The 14328-nt window shown below is 65.8% G+C and carries 15 protein-coding genes; 6 read left to right on the forward strand and 9 right to left on the reverse strand.

The genetic code is table 11. From position 1 onward, the window contains the following. Positions 1 to 3: 3 nt before the first annotated feature. Positions 4 to 540, reverse strand: a complete 537-nt coding sequence (locus ACO2Q9_RS19595; protein WP_423313878.1) for a hypothetical protein — start codon at positions 538 to 540, stop codon at positions 4 to 6. 170 nt (positions 541 to 710) lie between these two features. Here ACO2Q9_RS19595 and ACO2Q9_RS19600 point away from each other — a divergent pair, with 170 nt between their 5' ends. After that, complete coding sequence (locus tag ACO2Q9_RS19600) at positions 711 to 1331, forward strand: TetR/AcrR family transcriptional regulator (protein ID WP_423313880.1); 621 nt, start codon at positions 711 to 713, stop codon at positions 1329 to 1331. 8 nt (positions 1332 to 1339) lie between these two features. Here the strand turns inward: ACO2Q9_RS19600 and ACO2Q9_RS19605 are convergent, their stop codons facing one another. Further along, complete coding sequence (locus tag ACO2Q9_RS19605) at positions 1340 to 1762, reverse strand: universal stress protein (RefSeq protein WP_423313881.1); 423 nt, start codon at positions 1760 to 1762, stop codon at positions 1340 to 1342. A gap of 67 nt (positions 1763 to 1829) precedes the next feature. Next, positions 1830 to 2663, reverse strand: a complete 834-nt coding sequence (locus ACO2Q9_RS19610; RefSeq protein WP_423313883.1) for a metallophosphoesterase — start codon at positions 2661 to 2663, stop codon at positions 1830 to 1832. Positions 2664 to 2831: 168 nt separating this feature from the next. Between ACO2Q9_RS19610 and ACO2Q9_RS19615 the strand changes: the two genes are divergently transcribed. Continuing rightward, positions 2832 to 3002 carry a hypothetical protein gene (locus ACO2Q9_RS19615; RefSeq protein WP_423313885.1) on the forward strand — a complete coding sequence of 57 codons (171 nt, stop codon included), beginning with the start codon at positions 2832 to 2834 and terminating at the stop codon, positions 3000 to 3002. An 87-nt stretch (positions 3003 to 3089) separates the two neighbouring features. Further along, positions 3090 to 4070: an ABC transporter substrate-binding protein gene (locus ACO2Q9_RS19620; RefSeq protein WP_423313887.1), complete on the forward strand. Its 981-nt coding sequence runs from the start codon at positions 3090 to 3092 to the stop codon at positions 4068 to 4070. Positions 4071 to 4079: 9 nt separating this feature from the next. Here the strand turns inward: ACO2Q9_RS19620 and ACO2Q9_RS19625 are convergent, their stop codons facing one another. After that, complete coding sequence (locus ACO2Q9_RS19625; protein ID WP_423313889.1) at positions 4080 to 5063, reverse strand: Bug family tripartite tricarboxylate transporter substrate binding protein; 984 nt, start codon at positions 5061 to 5063, stop codon at positions 4080 to 4082. 154 nt (positions 5064 to 5217) lie between these two features. On the opposite strand from ACO2Q9_RS19625, the gene ACO2Q9_RS19630 reads away from it, so the two are divergent. After that, complete coding sequence (locus ACO2Q9_RS19630) at positions 5218 to 6201, forward strand: LysR family transcriptional regulator (RefSeq protein ID WP_423313891.1); 984 nt, start codon at positions 5218 to 5220, stop codon at positions 6199 to 6201. Here ACO2Q9_RS19630 and ACO2Q9_RS19635 read toward each other — a convergent pair. After that, positions 6194 to 7162, reverse strand: coding sequence for a LysR family transcriptional regulator (locus ACO2Q9_RS19635; protein WP_423313892.1), 969 nt, complete (start codon positions 7160 to 7162; stop codon positions 6194 to 6196). The two genes, ACO2Q9_RS19630 and ACO2Q9_RS19635, sit on opposite strands and share 8 nt — an antisense overlap. Positions 7163 to 7289: 127 nt before the next feature. Here ACO2Q9_RS19635 and ACO2Q9_RS19640 point away from each other — a divergent pair, with 127 nt between their 5' ends. Then, on the forward strand, positions 7290 to 7568 hold the full coding sequence (locus tag ACO2Q9_RS19640) for a hypothetical protein (protein ID WP_423313894.1): 279 nt from the start codon (positions 7290 to 7292) through the stop codon (positions 7566 to 7568). Positions 7569 to 7756: 188 nt separating this feature from the next. Here ACO2Q9_RS19640 and ACO2Q9_RS19645 read toward each other — a convergent pair whose 3' ends face one another. From ACO2Q9_RS19645 to ACO2Q9_RS19660, 4 genes are all read right to left on the reverse strand, one after another. Continuing rightward, a complete protein-coding gene (locus ACO2Q9_RS19645) occupies positions 7757 to 9688 on the reverse strand; it encodes a phosphoenolpyruvate carboxykinase (GTP) (protein ID WP_423313896.1) in 1932 nt (643 codons plus the stop codon). 293 nt (positions 9689 to 9981) lie between these two features. Beyond that, complete coding sequence (locus ACO2Q9_RS19650) at positions 9982 to 10131, reverse strand: hypothetical protein (protein WP_423313898.1); 150 nt, start codon at positions 10129 to 10131, stop codon at positions 9982 to 9984. 71 nt (positions 10132 to 10202) lie between these two features. Beyond that, entirely contained in the window at positions 10203 to 10634 is a 432-nt protein-coding gene (locus ACO2Q9_RS19655; protein ID WP_423313899.1) for a PaaI family thioesterase, read from the reverse strand. After that, positions 10631 to 11833, reverse strand: coding sequence for a threonine ammonia-lyase (locus ACO2Q9_RS19660; protein WP_423313901.1), 1203 nt, complete (start codon positions 11831 to 11833; stop codon positions 10631 to 10633). Before ACO2Q9_RS19660 ends, ACO2Q9_RS19655 begins: the two co-directional genes overlap by 4 nt. 146 nt (positions 11834 to 11979) lie before the next feature. Between ACO2Q9_RS19660 and ACO2Q9_RS19665 the strand changes: the two genes are divergently transcribed. Further along, the gene (locus tag ACO2Q9_RS19665) at positions 11980 to 14325 is read left to right on the forward strand and encodes an ATP-binding protein (RefSeq protein WP_423313903.1); all 2346 of its coding nucleotides are present in this window, start codon (positions 11980 to 11982) and stop codon (positions 14323 to 14325) included. Positions 14326 to 14328: the final 3 nt, after the last annotated feature.

Genomic DNA, 14328 nt, shown 5'->3' on the forward strand with positions numbered 1-14328 from the left:
GGACTACATGTCCTGCGAAAGCAGGGTTTCGCGCAACGCGATCGCCTTGTCGGCATCGAATGCGCCTTCGGCGCGCGCGAGGATGTCGCCGTAGCGGTTGAGCACGAGGACCTGCACGGCGTCGGTGCTGGCAACGGCGGCGGCACGGAGGAACTCGTCACGCTTGGTGAACACCGGCCACAGCGTCGCGATGTCACTGGCCTGGCTGTAGCGCGAGAGCAGGCGCGCCTGCACTTCGGCACGGTGCGAATCGCTGCCTGGATCCTCGATCACCGGCATGCGGATCCATCGGATTCCGGGCGCGTCACGCAACTGCAGGCCGTTGATCCATTCCTCGGCGCTTTCCCGGTGGTTCTTGCTGAAGGTGAGGACGGCCAGCGTACGCTCTGCAGGCAGTTCGGCGGGAAGCCGGACCGGCTGGCGGTTGGCCGGCTGCGCCACCACCATCGGCAGCTTGCCCATGACCGAGCTTTCACTCGGCGAAGCAAACGCCAGTGACAAAGCCGCCGCGACCGCAGCGACCCAGGCAAGAACGTTCATCCACACACTTTTCATGGCGAACTCCCACATTTCGGAGTGAGGTGACGATAACAAGAAGCAAAAAGCATGCAATGGAGAATTGTGTCCAACCGTTTGGTCAATTCTAGACTGGTTAGTAATAAAAAATACAAGACATTTGAATTCCGACGCAATCGGAATAAAATGCAAATATGAATACCGCCGTCGCCCCAGCAAAGATTTCATTCAAGCAGCAGATGCTGCGCGCGCGGGAGGATGCAATCATCACGACCGTCAACCGCTTCCTTGCAGAGAAGGGGTTCGACGCGATGACCGTGGACGAGGTGGCCGCAGCCGTGGGTATCGCCAAGGCCAGCCTCTACAAGCATTTTCCCAGCAAGGAAGACTTGGCCGCCGCCGCCATGGTGCGCGTGCTCGGGCGGACGCAGGATTATCTCGACAGCATTCCTGCCGACCTGTCTGCGCTGGAGAAGTTGCGTTCCGTCGTCCGCTGGGCCATGCAGGTCCAGCTGGCGGGCGAGATGCCGACCCTGCCGAGCCAGAATTCGGTGCTGCGGGCGGCGCTCATGGCCAACCGCGAGTACATCGACGGGCTGATGATGGTGAGCGACCAGCTAGGCGGCTGGATCGAGCAGGCGCAGGCAGATGGCGCCATCGACGCCGCCCTGCCGCCCATCGCCGTGCTCTACACCCTGTATGCGCGTGCCTGCGACCCGGTGCTCGAGTTCCTCAAGGCAGGCGGCCAGCATTCGGACGAGCAGATCGTCGACCTGGTGCTGCGCACCTGCTTCGACGGCCTGCGCGCCCGCTGAAGCCGGCTTCAGCGCACCAGCAGGACCGGCACCTTGCTGCGTGCCAGGACCTGCGTGGCCACGGAACCCAGCACCAGACTGCCCAGCGCACCCCAGCCGTGGGAGCCCATGACCACCAGGTCGAACTTGCCGCTGTCGGCGAACTTGGCGATGGTCTCGCCGGTGGGGCCGACCTTGTAGGCCGAGCGGGCCTCCATGCCGTGACGGCCCATGAACTTCAGGATCGGTGCCAACACTTTCCCGGCGGTTTCGGCGTGGTAGTCGTCCACGACCTTCTTGCCGAGTGCCAGCCCCGCTCTCGGGGGCAACGGCGTCAGCGCAGTGAACACGGTGAATTCGTGCCCGCCGCCGAACATCTCGTCGTGCGTGGCCAGATAGGCCAGCATCTTCTTGGTGAATTTGCTGCCGTCGGCAGCCAGCAGGATCTTCATGCGATACCCCTTCCTTGTTGAGTGAAGCAAGTCTAGGCCGCGGGGCCGCTGCGCCCCTTGACCTGAGTCAACCCGGGGCGGGTTGCCTGGCCGGAACCTCGATCACGGCGCGTGGCCGGAAGGCGTCCTGCTCGCCCTTGCCGGCATAGCCGAGCGGGTTGGCGACGACGCGGCAGCCGAGATGCTCGTAGAGGCTGGGCGCATGCAGGTGGCCATGGAGCCAGAGCTGGGCGTGGGCAAGCAGGTCGTCATGGCTGTTGCAGAAGCCTGCGGTGCCCGGTGTCAGGCCGTAGCGCGGGTCCATGCTGCGCAGGCTGGGCGCGAAGTGGGTGACCGCTACCGTCGAGCCTTCGAACGGTTCGCGCAGCGCCGCTTCGAGCCAGTCGCGGCAGACCTGGCACTGTTCGCGCACGCCTTCGGCCAGCCAGGGCTTGCCATGCCGCGTCCCCCCGGTGGTGCGCAGGTAGAAGTTGGCGGCGCGGAAGGCCTTCTCGCGCGCCTTGAGCCGTGATGCCAGAGAACCTTCGGCCGCCAGCGCGTCGAAATCGCTCCAGAGCGTGGTGCCGATGAAGCGCACACCGTCGATCACCAGCGACTCGCGCTCCAGCCACGTGATGCCCAGCCGGTCGCAGGTCTGGCGAAGGCGCACGTGGGTTTCGTCGAAATCGAGGGCGTCGTATTCGTGGTTGCCGGGTACGTAAAGCACCGGCACCGGCCAGCCGCCGTACTGGGGCAGGGGCGAGAACTGGCGCAGGCCGAAATCGGCGTCGCCCAGGCGCGAGCCGTACTGGTAGGAGCCGATGTCGCCGGCCAGCACGAGCAGATCGGCCTGCGGCGCCGGCTCGGCAATGAAGCCGGGTTGCGTTTCCAGATGCAGGTCGGACAGGAGTTGGAGCTTCATGGGGCGAGGTCTGAGGCCCGAGTTTAGAGGCGCAGCCGGACTGTTCCCGCCGGGTTATGAAGCGCCGCTCCCGACGTTATGCATGAAGCGCATGAAGTCGCCCTTGATGATCTAGGGAAAACCCTTATTCTTCTTTCATCCCAACAACGCGCCCCAGGCGCACCCATCATGTTTGCCCTCATCGCCCGGATTTCCCAGTTCCTGCGCCCTGCCGCAGCCCGTCGCCAGAGCGTGGCCCGTTCGCTCCTCGAAAGCGCCGAAGCCCGCGCCGGTTTGAATCCCCATCAAGCGCGTGAACTGCGCGAGGCCGCCCGCGCCTACCTCAGCGTCGTGCGCTGACCTGCGTTCGCGTGCGTCGCGAACCAAATACCGTTCATAAACGCGCAGCTATGGCTGCCTGGAGCCCGCGCGGCAACAATGCCCCGCATGAACGCACGCTCCGCGCCGCTGCGCATGCAGCTCAACACCTTCTTCTCGGGTCCCCAGGCCTGGCTCTTCCTCGCGGAAGACCGCGGCTACCTGCGTGACGAAGGCCTGACGATTGCCTTCACCGAGGGCGACACGGCGGCCAACGTCGTGCCGCGCATGGCGGCGGGTGGCTTCGACGTCGGCTACGGCGACCTGAATGCGCTGATCGAACACGCCGGCAAGGGCCTTGGCAATGCGCCGCTGGCCGTTTTCGCGAGCTACAACGCGTCGCCTTACACGATTGCCTTCCCTCGCGAATCGGCTGTCACCGACCCGCTGAAGCTCGCGGGCCTGAAGCTCTCGGCACACCCCAACGACGCAGCGATGATGCTGTTCCCCGAGCTGTGCCGCCTGAGCGGGCTCGACGCATCGGCGGTCGGCATCGAGATCTGCCCTGCACCGCACAGCGACATGGTGCCGGACCTGCTCAGGGGCCGTTGGGACGGCATGTTCGGCTTCGTCAACACGCTGATCGCCGCGTCCATCGAAGCGGGCATCGATCCGAACGAGCGCCTGCATTTCATGGAATACAACGACCACCTGCCGGATCTTTACGGCATGGCGGTGCTCGCGTCGCCGCAACTGGTGCGCGATGAGCCCGAGACCATCGAGCGCCTGCTGCGCGCGCTCAACCGGGGCCTGCAGGACACGGTGGACGACATCGACGCCGCCATCGATTCGCTCGCGCGTCGCAAGCCGGGCATGAACCGGGAGTCCGACCGCCGCCGGCTTGAAGGCACGTTGAAGCTCGAGATGGCGCACCGCGAAGGCGCGGCGCTGGGCATCGGCCAGATGGACATGGCGCGCTTCCAGCGTTCGATCGACCTGATCTGCGCGACGCGCGGCTTGCCGCACACACCGCTGGCTTCGCAGCTCTTCAACCCGGCATGGCTGCCGCCGCTTGAAGAGCGCGTGACGCAACTCGCGCGCGAACGCTGAAGCGATCCGTCAGAGCTTGATGCCCGCACCCTTCACCGTGGGGCCGAGTACCGACACCTGCTCTTTCACGAAGCTGTTGAAGCCCGCAACGCTCGTCGGCACCGCGGTGATGCCGAGCTCGACCAGCTTCTTCTTGATATCGGGCATGACCAGCACTTCGTTGCACGCGGTGTTGAGCTTCGTCACCATGTCCGTCGGCAGTTTGGCGGGGCCGGTGAGGCCGAAGAAGTTTTCCAGCACCAGCTTGCGGTAGCCGAACTCGGTGACCGACGGCACGTCGGGCATCAGCGGCGAGCGGCCGGGCGAGGTGACGGCGAGCGGCACGAGCTGGCCGCTCTTGAAGAAGGGCACATACGCCGTGATCACGTCGATGGCGACGGGGATGACGCCCGAGATCAGGTCGGTCGTCATCGGCGCGCCGCCGCGGTAGGGCACGTGCACCAGGTTCACGCCCATGGTCTTCTTCATCAGTTCGCCGTGGATGTGGCCGATGGAGCCGGGGCCGCCGGAGCCGAAGTCGAGCCGGCCCTGCTTGCGGGCCTGCGCTTCCAGATCGGACACGGTCTTGATCGGCACGTTGGGGTTGGCCATGATGACCAGCGGCGCGGAACCGAGATAGGCCACGTGCGTGAACGCCTCCACCGGGTCGTAGGGTTGCTTTTCCAGCGTGAACGGGCCCAGCGCGATCGGCGTGGTGTTGGACAGCATGAAGGTGTAGCCATCGGCTGGTGCCTGGGCCACGGCCATGCCGCCGATGGTGCCGCCCGCGCCGGGGCGGTTGTCCACCACCACGCTCTGGCCGAGTTTCCTGGTCAGCTGTTCGGCCATCACCCGGGCCAGGATGTCGCTCGATCCGCCGGGCGGGAAGGTGACGACGATCTTGATCGGCTTGTCCGGCCAGTTGGCGAAGGCGGGCAGCGCCAGCGAGGCGGCGGTGGCACCGGCTGCACGAAGCAGCGTACGGCGGGAGAGGGTGGGCAGTGTGTGGCGCATGGCGGATCCTGATGGGAGGGGATGCTTTTCAATGTACGGCGCTGCTTCTGGCACGCCAATCGCTAGCGAGTTATTCATCGCATAAGTAAACGGCGCCGGTCCGATGCCGGGTTGGCACCAAACTTGTGCGGGCTCACAGGAGCAGGTTTCACGCATGTCCCGTGCCCACGATCCGTTCGACACTTATCTGCTGCGCGTCTTCAGTACATTGATGACCGAGCGCAGCGTCTCGCGTGCAGCGGCGAAACTCGGGCAGTCTCAGCCGGCGGTGAGTGCGGCATTGAAGCGCCTGCGCGACATCCTGGGCGACCCGCTGCTGGTGAAAGACAAGCAGCGCATGGTGCCGACCGAGCGCGCCATGCAACTCGAGGCGTCGGTGCGCATCGTGCTCGCGGAGATCGACGGCCTGCTCGCGCCTGCCGACGTGTTCGAGCCCGCCACCACACGGCAGGTGTTCCGCGTGGGCACGCCCGACTACATCGCTCCGCCGCTCATGGCCAGCATGGTGGCGTACATGCGCATGACCGCACCTCGCGCGAAGCTGGTGATCCAGCCGCTGTCGCCCGACTTCGACTACGAAGCCGCGATGGCCGCGGGCGAGCTGGACGTGGTCATCGGCAACTGGCCGCAGCCGCCCGAGCACCTGCGCATGACCATCCTGCTGGAGGACGACGTGGTCTGCCTGGTCGCGCGCGACCATCCGCTGGCAGCCGGCATGACGGCCATGCAGTACCTCAACGGCGCGCACATCGTGCCGCTGATGTACAGCGTGACGCAACGCGGCGTGGTGGAGTCGCACCTGGCGGCGATGCGCATGTCGCGCGAGCACACGGTGGCGGTGCCGTTCTTCAGCCTGGCGCCGCATCTGCTGGTGGGCACGGACCTCATCTTCACCACGAGCCGGCATTTCGCGGACCATTTCGCAAAGACACTGCCGCTCGCGGTGGTGGATTCGCCGATCAACTTCCCGCCGATGCGCTTCTACCAGCTGTGGCACAGCCGAACACAGCATTCGCAGGCGCATGCGTGGCTGCGCTCGCTGCTGTCGGCGGTGGCGCGCACGGCGGGTGCGACGCAGGCCTTGCGGCAGGGCATCGCCGTCCCGGCCAAACGCCCGACCGGATCAGCCGCTAGCTGATGCGTGCCGGGCCGAAGGCCTGAAGCGCAGAACGCGTCATCGCCTGGCGCAGCCACCGGTGGCCGGGCGATTGCTGCATGCGGCGATGCCACAGCGAGTCCACATGCACGGTCGGGACTTCGAACGGCAGGTCGCGCTGCACCAGTTCGTCGGCAATGCCGGTGGTGCGCACGAAGTGGCGGGGCAGCACGGTCAGCAGGTTCGAATTGGCCACCACGCGCCCGGCGGTGAAGAACTGGTTGACGGTGAGCACGATGCGACGGTTGCGGCCCATGGCCGTGAGCGCTTCGTCGATGAAGCCGAAGGGCCGGCCTGAAAAGCTCACCAGCAGGTGGCGCGCCTCGCAGAAACGGTCCACGGTGAGCGCGCCCCTGGCCAGCGGATGGCCGCGTCGCATCACGCAGACGTACTCGCCGTCGTAGAGGCGTTCATGTTCGTAGCTCAGGCCTTCGTCGGCCTGGTTGCGCGCGGTGAGGTCGGCCATCACGGCGGGAAAGTAGCCGACCGCGAGGTTGGTTGTCTCTTCATCGAGCAGGCGGCGCGGGTCGCGCGTGGTGAGGGGAACCACGCGCAGGAAAACGCCGGGTGCCTCCGCCTCCACGATGGCGACCAGACCGGGGATCAGTTCGGCCGCGGTGGCGTCGGCCATGGCGAGCACGAAGGTGTCCTGCGCCAGCGCAGGCACGAATTCGGTGGGAGCCAGCGAATCCTGCAGTTGCCGCAGCGCCTCACGCACCGAAGGCCAGAGCGCCAGGGCACGGGGCGTCGGCTCGACCCCTTGTCCCGAACGGCGCACCAGTTCGTCGCCCAGCGAATCGCGCAGCCGGCGCATGGCATTGCTGATGGCCGGCTGCGTGAGGGACAGGTTGCGCGCGGCCCGGGTGAGGCTGCGCTCGGACATGACCTCGTCGAAGACGCGCAGCAGGTTCAGGTCAAGGGTTCGGAAATTGAGCGGCTTCATGGCAATTCATCACTGATGTGAATGATATGCATCAGAAATATAAAGTGGAAAGATCAAAGGGTAAACCCTAAGATTCATCCCATCGACCGGGCGCGTGCCCGGTCTACACAGGGAAAAGGAAATCATCATGGCCAGCTTTGTTCACCTCGAATACTCCATGCAACACCCCGGCGTGACTCGCGCCGGTCGTGCCGTGGACACGATCAAGGGCTCCGGCATCGTCGCCCTCGCCCACTCGCTGGGTCAGGCCGTGCGCAAGAGCTATGGCGCCTGGCTCGAAAGCCGCCGCCAGGCCGCCGAAGACGACAAGCTGTGGAAGCTGGCGCTGACCGATGCCCGCGTGATGGCTGAACTCAGCCGCGCGATGAGCAGCGACGCCGCCAGCGATCTGCGGAAGTATTACTGACCCCCCCGAAACTGAACCCCCCGAAGCGCCTTCGGCGCCTCCCCCCAGGGGGCAGTGCTACGGACCGGCGGAGCCGGATCCGTGCACTCCGGGTTTAGTCGGCGCGCCACTTGGCGCGCATAAAAAAAAGGCCGTGAGCTTTCGCCACGGCCTTTTTCTATGGGGCGCGACAGCGCCACCATTTGCCTTTACGCGGCGAGGCGTTGCTCGATGGCAGCCTTCGTGTCGGTCAGTTCCTTCGGCAGGTTGTGCTGCAGCTGCTTGAAGAGGTCTTCGTGCAGCTTCAGTTCGGCCTGCCACGCGGCCTTGTCGATGCTGGTGACGGACTGGAACTGTGCGGCGCTGAAGTCCAGGCCGGTCCAGTTCAGTTCGTCGTACGCGGGGCTCACGCCGAAGACGTGGTCCTGGCCATTGGCCTGGCCTTCGATGCGGTCGATCATCCACTTGAGCACGCGCATGTTCTCGCCGTAGCCGGGCCAGACGAATTTGCCGTCCTCACCCTTGCGGAACCAGTTGGTGGTGTAGATGCGCGGCAGCTTGGCGCCGGACCGGGTGAGCTTGTCGCCCATGTTCAGCCAGTGCTGGAAGTAGTCGGCCATGTTGTAGCCGGCGAAAGGCAACATGGCGAACGGGTCGCGGCGCACGATGCCCGCCTGGCCCGTGGCTGCAGCCGTGGTTTCCGACCCCATGGTCGCGGCCATGTAGACGCCTTCGGTCCAGTTGCGGGCTTCGGTCACCAGCGGCACGGTCGTCGAGCGGCGGCCGCCGAAGATGAAGGCGTCGATCGGCATGCCGGCCGGGTCGTCCCACGCAGCGTCCAGCGCAGGGTTGTTGACGGCGGCGACGGTGAAGCGGGCGTTGGGGTGTGCGGCGGGGCGCATTTTGCCGTTCTCGCCGTTCTGCCTGGCGATCTCGGGCGTCCAGTCACGGCCTTGCCAGTCCATCAGGTGCTCGGGGTAGGCCTTACCCGGGGCGTCGGCTTCCATGCCTTCCCACCAGACGTCGCCGTCGTCGGTCAGCGCGACGTTCGTGAAGATCACGTTTTTGTCCAGGCTGGCCATGCAGTTCGGGTTGGTCTTGTAGTTGGTGCCGGGGGCGACGCCGAAGTAGCCCGCTTCGGGGTTGATGGCGCGCAGCTTGCCGTCGGCTTGCGGCTTGATCCAGGCGATGTCGTCGCCGATGGTGGTGACCTTCCAGCCTTCGAAGCCGGCGGGCGGCACGAGCATCGAGAAATTGGTCTTGCCGCAGGCGCTGGGGAAGGCGGCGGCCACGTGGTACTTCTTGCCCTGCGGGTTCGTCACGCCGAGGATCAGCATGTGTTCGGCCAGCCAGCCCAGGCCACCGGAGGGCCCCTGCGAGGCCGCACGTCCCATGGTGGACGCGATGCGCAGCGCAAAGCACTTCTTGCCCAGCAGCGCGTTGCCGCCGTAGCCCGAACCGTACGACCAGATCTCGCGCGTCTCGGGGTAGTGGACGATGTACTTGGTCTTGTTGCAGGGCCACTTCACGTCGGCCTGACCGGCTTCGAGCGGTGCGCCCACGGTGTGCACACAAGGCACGAACTCGCCGTCGGTGCCGAGCACGTCGAACACGGCGCGGCCCATGCGGGTCATGATCTTCATGTTGACGGCCACGTAGGGGCTGTCGGAGAGTTCCACGCCGATGTGGGCAATGGGCGAACCCAGCGGGCCCATCGAGAACGGCACCACGTACATCGTACGGCCACGCATGCAGCCGTCGAACAGCGCGGGCTCCGAAGGAGACCTCCCGGTCTCGAGGGTCTGGCGCATCTCGGCGGGAGCGACCCAGTTGTTGGTCGGGCCGGCGTCTTCCTTGTTCTTCGAGCAGATGTAGGTGCGGTCTTCCACGCGCGCCACGTCGCCCGGATCAGACCAGGCGAGGTAGGAGTTCGGGCGCTTGGCCTCATTGAGTTTGATGAAGGTGCCGGCATCGACCAGTTGCTGGCAGAGGCGGTTGTATTCGTCTTCGCTGCCGTCGCACCAGTAGATGGTCTCGGGCTTGCAGAGGGCGGCCATGTCGGCCACCCAGGCGATCAGCCTGGCGTTCTTCACGTAAGCCGGCGTGTTCAGGTTGAGGCCCTGCATCACGGGTGAGTTCATCGGAAAGCTCCTGAGATTGAAAACTGTCTTTCGCAAGCCTTGTGGTGCGCGCGCGCCTTGCGGGAGACATTTTCTGGAGCGGCACAACCCGCCCCGGATGACGATTTTATGAACCGACCTTCCGGGTTACGACCTAATTCCATGCAAAACCAGCATAGGGTTATGCATGACCATTGCAGCCCTCCCGAAACGGAAAAACCCTGTTGGCCAATGGCTCACAGGGTTTTCGGGGCGGTGCCGGTGCACCGGATTCAGGGGGAGCCGGTGACCCGGCTTCCTGATGCGTGCCTCTATCAGGCCATGTAGATCGCGATGAAGGCCAGCAGGAACATCAGCACGCCGCCGACGATGGGCAACACGATGGGCATGGCCGGAACGATGGATTCGACGACGTCTTGTTCGTGCGATTCTGCGTGCGTGTCGTGGGACGGTGCGCTGGACATGGCTTGGCCTCGTGGAAACTGTGGAAATGCCCGGAAACGTGGGCGTCAGCGGGATTCTAGCCGCCCGGCGCTCAGAGCAGGGCGTAAGTGGTGCTTGAACGGCTCACGCTCTTGCCATCCTGTGCGCCACGGATGTCGATCTCGCCGAACGCCAGCGCCTTGCCGGCGCGCAGCACACGCGCCTGCACCAGGGCGTCCTGGTTCGACAAGGGTTTGAGGAAGCTGGCGTTGAGCTGCACCGTGGTGCAGGGCCGGAACGCGCCGAAGTGCCGGATCAGTGCCAGCACCATCGCCGTGTCGGCGGCGGCCATCATGGCCTGGCCGCACAGCATGCCGCCCACGCGCGACAGGCGGGCACTGTGCGGCAGGCGCAGCGTCACGCTGTCCGCATCCAGACTGTCCACGCGCAGGCCGAGCTCCTGCACCCAGGGCGCGAAGTATTCGGCCAGCGCGGCGTCCAGCGTCTGCGGGGTGACGGGCATGTCCTGTGTCGTCTCGCTCATTTCTGCTCCTCGGCTTCATAACCTGCGGTCTTCAGTGCGTCGATCACGGCGGCGATGTGCGCCTTGCCGCGTGTCTGGATGACCATCTCGATGTCCACGTTCTGCGCCGACAGCATCGTGAACGCGCGCTGGTGATGCACTTCGTCGATGTTGGCGCCCGCTTCGGCCACGGTCGCCGTGATGCGTGCCAGCGAGCCCGGCACGTCGCGCGCCCCCACGCGGATGCGCGCCAGCCGCCCGGCGCGCACCATGCCGCGTTCGATGATCGCAGCCAGCAGCAGGGGGTCGATGTTGCCGCCGCTCAGCACCAGGCCCACCTTGCGTCCGCGGAAGCGCTCGGGGTGGCGCAGCAATGCCGCAAGACCCGCAGCGCCAGCGCCTTCCACCAGCGTCTTCTCGATCTCGAGCAGCATCACGATGGCCTGCTCGATGTCCCCTTCGTCGACCAGCAGCAGATCGTCGACGCGGCGCGCAATCACTTCCCGCGTGATCACGCCCGGTGTGCCGACGGCGATGCCTTCCGCGATCGTGCTCTGTCCCTGCGCATGATGCGTGCCCTTGATGGCGTTCACCATCGCCGGAAATCGCATGGTCTGCACGCCGATCACCTCGATGCCCGGGCGCAAGGCCTGCGCTGCGGTTGCAATGCCTGCGATCAGGCCGCCGCCGCCCACTGAAATGACCAGCGTGTCCAGGTCCGGCACGGCCTCCAGCATCTCCAGGCCCACGGTGCCCTGGCCGGCTGCAATGGCTTCGTCATCGTAGGGGTGTACGAACACCAGCCCTTCCGCCTGCGCTTTCTCCAGCGCGAAGGCACGCGCTTCGTCCAGCGTATCGCCATGCAGCACCACCTCGGCGCCGAAGCCGCGTGTGCGCTCGACCTTCACCCCGGGCGTGAAACGCGGCATCACGATGACCGCACGCAGGCCGAGCCGTTGCGCGTGGTAAGCCACACCCTGCGCATGGTTGCCGGCGGACATGGCGATGACGCCCCGTGCGCCCTCTTCGGCCGTGAGTTGCGCGAGCTTGTTGCACGCGCCACGCTCCTTGAACGACGCGGTGAACTGCAGGTTCTCGAACTTCAGGTAGACGTTCGCGCCGGTGATCTGCGAGAGCGTGCGCGATTCGACACACGGCGTGTCGAGCACCTGCCCGTGCAGGCGCTCCGCTGCGGCACGGATGTCATGGATTTCCAGCATGGGCGGATTGTGCCGGGCCGCGTGTCGTCGCGAAATAGCGACAGCAAATATTCAGCCATGCGCGGCATATTTCCGTGCGGGCGTCTTCCCTCCATGCAAAAGCTGCGTTATCGTGGAATTCACTCGTCGTTGCAGGAGGTTCTTGCATGGTCAGACGCATGGCAGTTGAAGTGACTGGCTCGCAGCCCCGCGGCCAGGCCTTGCCTTCGCCCGGCCTCAAGGACGCGCCCGTGCTCGACCTGATGTGTTCGCACTTCGTGCTGACGCTTGCGGCCAAGCAGGGGCCCAAGTTCAATGTGCGCCGCGACCTCAACGGCCTGCTCTCGCTGGCGGGCCGTCACCTCGTCTGGCCGGCGCCGGTGCTCACGCGCCTGCGCGGCTTCCTGGCGCGTCGCTGTGCGGGCAACGACTTCTGGCGTGGCCACGAAGCGCTCGAGCCACGCGAATTCCTCGACCGTTATGGCGTCTGGCGCGGCCCGTACGAAGAAGGCACGCTGTATTTCTATCTGGACGAATACGCCAAGGACAGCCCGCGTGACCTGTTGTCGGTGCTGTCGGTCACGGGCAGCTGGCTCACGCATACGCTCAAGAAGCAGTCCACACGTGTGGAGAAGAACATCGATGCCCTGTCCGGGCTGCTGCAGCTCAACCGGGCCGAGCGCGCGCTGCTGCTCTACGGCACGCTCGCGCGCTACCAGCGCGACCTGCGCTCGCTGCTGGTCGAGTTCAAGGTGAGCAACGCGCCCGAAGCCTATGCCGCCATCGCGGAAGTGGCGGGCGTCAATGCGACCGAGGTCGGCGAAGCGCTGCGCGCCGGCTCGCGGCTCGAGCGCATCGGCCTCGTCGAGAACCTGATTTCCGAACACAACATCACCGACCTGGCCGACCTGATGAAGGTCAGCGAGAAGCTGCCGCCGGTGCTGATGCGTGAATACCGCGACCAGAACGAGCTCATGGCCGTGTTCACGCGGCCGTCGGCGAAGAGCACGCTGGGCGTGGACGACTTCTCCTTCGTGGCGGACGATGCGCAGGTGCTCTGCACGCTGCTGCGCAACGCCGTTACGCGCAAGGAGCCAGGCGTCAACGTGCTGCTCTACGGCCCGCCCGGCACGGGCAAGACGGAGCTGGCGAAAGTCGTGGCGCAGGCAGCAGGGCTCGAACTCTTCGAAGTGGAATATGCCGACCGCGACGGCAACTCCCTGTCGGGCCGGGACCGCTACCGGTCGCTGCAGATCGCGCAGGTGTTCCTCAAGGGCAGTGCGCAGGCCGCATTGCTGTTCGACGAAGTGGAAGATGTCTTCCCGCCGATCTCCAGCGAGGCCGCGCAACTCATGGCGCGCGCCGAACAGGTCGCGATGCCGGTGAGCGGCTCGGTCAGCGGCAAGGCATGGGTGAACCAGATCCTCGAGTCGAATCCGGTGCCGACCATCTGGGTCACCAACCGCATCGAGCAGATCGATCCGGCGTTCCGCCGCCGCTTTGCATACCACCTGGAACTGAAGTCGCCGCCGCCCGGCGCGCGCGAAGGACTCGTGCGGAAAGCGCTCGACGGTGTGCCGGTATCCGAAGGCTTCGTCGCGAAGCTCACCGAGCGCAAGGGCCTCACGCCGGCGCAGATCCGCACGGCGCTGCGCTTCGCCGGCCTCGCGCAGGTGGAGGGGCAGGATGCCTCGACCGCAGCATCGGCTACCGAGATGCTGATCGAGCGCCAGTTGCGCAATGCCGACCTCGCGCTCGGCAGCCGCGAGCAGGCACGCGGCGCGCGGCGCAGCGTGACGACGTACGACCTGGACATGCTCAACGTCGAGTCGCGCTTCGAGGTGCCGCGCATCGTGCAGGCCCTGCGCGCGCGCGGCCATGGCACGCTGTGCTTCTACGGCGCGCCCGGTACCGGCAAGACGGCGCTGGCCGAGCACATCGCCACCGCACTCGGCAAGCCGCTCATCATCAAGCAGGCGAGCGACCTGATGAGCAAGTTCGTCGGCGAGACCGAGCAGAACATGGCCGCGATGTTCCGCGAGGCGGAGAACGAGAAAGCCGTGCTGCTGCTCGACGAGGCCGATTCGTTCCTGCAGGACCGTCGCGGCGCGCAGCGCACGTACGAGGTGACCGAGGTCAACGAAATGCTCCAGGGCATGGAGCGTTACGCCGGCATCTTCGTGTGCACCACGAACCTGCTGGACCGCATCGACCAGGCGGCACTGCGGCGTTTCACGTTCAAGATCCGGTTCAATCCGCTGACCCTGCAGCAGCGCGAGAAGATGTTCATCAACGAAGCGCTGGCCGGCGACGCGGCTGCGTTCACCGATGCGGCACGCGCGCGGCTGGCGAAGCTCGAGCAACTGTGCCCGGGCGATTTTGCGGCGGTGAAACGTCAGGTCGACATCCTGGACGCGAGCTTCACCACCGAGGAATTCCTCGAGCAGCTCGAAGCCGAGCACCGCATCAAACCCGAAGTGCGCGAAGCGCGCGGCATGGGGTTCGTGCAGTAGCAG

Source organism: Variovorax sp. VNK109 (assembly GCF_049445855.1).
Taxonomy (GTDB): Bacteria; Pseudomonadota; Gammaproteobacteria; order Burkholderiales; family Burkholderiaceae_C; genus JAGOCV01.